Here is a 1,873-nt window from a genome sequence, read left to right as displayed (position 1 = left end):
ATCGGCGGCGGAGCGCATGCTGGCGGCGATTGGCGAACCAACGCTGGTCGACACGCGCAACGACACGCGCCTGTCGCGCATCTTCGCCAACAAGGTCATCAAGATTTACCCAGCCTTCCGTGAGTTCTACGGCATGGAAGAAGTCATCGAGCAGGTAGTCTCCTACTTCCGCCACGCGGCCCAGGGCCTGGAAGAGCGCAAGCAGATTCTCTACCTGCTGGGACCGGTGGGCGGCGGTAAGTCTTCGATCGCGGAAAAGCTTAAATCCCTGATGGAACAAGTGCCTTTCTATTGCCTGAAAGGTTCGCCAGTGAATGAATCGCCGCTTGGCCTGTTCAGCGAACAGGAAGACGGCACCATCCTGGAAGAGGATTACGGCATCCCGCGCCGCTACCTGCGCAATATCCCTTCGCCATGGGCCGTCAAGCGCCTGCATGAATTCAATGGCGACATCAACCAGTTCCGCGTGGTCAAGCGCTATCCCTCCGTGCTGAAGCAGGTGGCGATCTCGAAAACGGAACCGGGCGATGAGAACAACCAGGACATCTCTTCCCTGGTCGGCAAGGTCGATATCCGCAAGCTGGAAGACTATGCCCAGGACGATCCGGATGCTTACAGCTATTCCGGCGGCCTGTGCCTGGCCAATCAGGGCTTGATGGAATTCGTGGAGATGTTCAAGGCCCCCATTAAGGTTCTGCACCCGCTGCTGACTGCCACCCAGGAAGGCAATTACAAGGGTACGGAAGGCTTTGGCGCCATTCCGTTTGACGGCATCATTCTGGCGCACTCGAACGAGTCGGAGTGGAAGAGCTTCAAGAACAACCGCAACAACGAAGCATTCCTCGACCGTATCTACATCGTCAAAGTGCCTTACTGCCTGCGGGTGACCGACGAAATCAAGATCTACGAGAAGCTGCTGCACAACTCTTCGCTGGACCATGCACCGTGCGCGCCCGGAACCTTGCGCATGATGGCGCAGTTCGCCATCCTGTCGCGCCTGAAGGAGCCGGAAAACTCGTCCGTCTTCAGCAAGATGCTGGTCTACGATGGTGACAACCTGAAGGACACCGATCCGAAAGCCAAGTCGATCCACGAGTATGTGGATTACGCGGGCGTGGATGAAGGCATGAACGGTCTGTCGACGCGCTTTGCGTTCAAGATCCTGTCCAAGGTCTTCAACTTCGATTCGACCGAAGTGGCGGCCAATCCGGTGCACCTGCTTTACGTGCTTGAGCAGCAGGTCGAACGCGAGCAGTTCCCGCCGGAGACCGAACAGCGCTACTTCTCGTATATCAAGGAACACCTGGCGCAGCGCTATGTCGAGTTCATCGGCAAGGAAATCCAGACCGCTTATCTGGAGAGCTATTCCGAATACGGCCAGAACATCTTCGACCGCTACGTGACCTTTGCCGACTTCTGGATTCARGACCAGGAATACCGCGATCCGGATACCGGCGAAAGCTTCGACCGCGAATCGCTCAACAACGAGCTGGAGAAAATCGAGAAGCCGGCCGGCATTTCGAATCCGAAGGACTTCCGCAACGAGATCGTCAACTTCGGCCTGCGTGCGCGTGCCAATAACGGCGGCAAGAACCCGGCATGGACTTCTTATGAGAAGTTCCGCACAGTGATCGAGAAGAAGATGTTCTCCAATACGGAAGAACTGCTGCCGGTGATTTCCTTCAATGCCAAGGCCAGCGCAGAGGATGCCAACAAGCACGCCGACTTCGTGGCCCGCATGGTCGAGAAGGGTTATACGGCCAAGCAGGTACGCCTGCTGTGCGAATGGTATCTGCGCGTGAGGAAGTCGTCGTAAGCGGTAGTGCATGGACGGCGGATCGATGATCCGCCCTACAGCTGCCTGGCGTAGGGC

Annotated in this window: 1 protein-coding gene; it reads left to right on the top strand. The window is 57.1% G+C overall.

Features of this window, described 5'->3' with window-relative positions:
• Positions 1 to 1,816 (top strand): PrkA family serine protein kinase (locus tag AB4Z11_RS30555; protein ID WP_442029775.1); only part of this gene is annotated, 1,816 nt, incomplete at its 5' end.
• Positions 1,817 to 1,873 lie beyond the last annotated feature (57 nt).

The sequence above is a fragment of the Pseudoduganella sp. RAF53_2 genome, assembly GCF_052113985.1.
Lineage (GTDB): Bacteria > Pseudomonadota > Gammaproteobacteria > Burkholderiales > Burkholderiaceae_D > Rugamonas.
The sequence above is the reverse complement of the archived record's forward strand: the minus strand, read 5'-3'. Positions and strand labels throughout refer to the sequence as shown.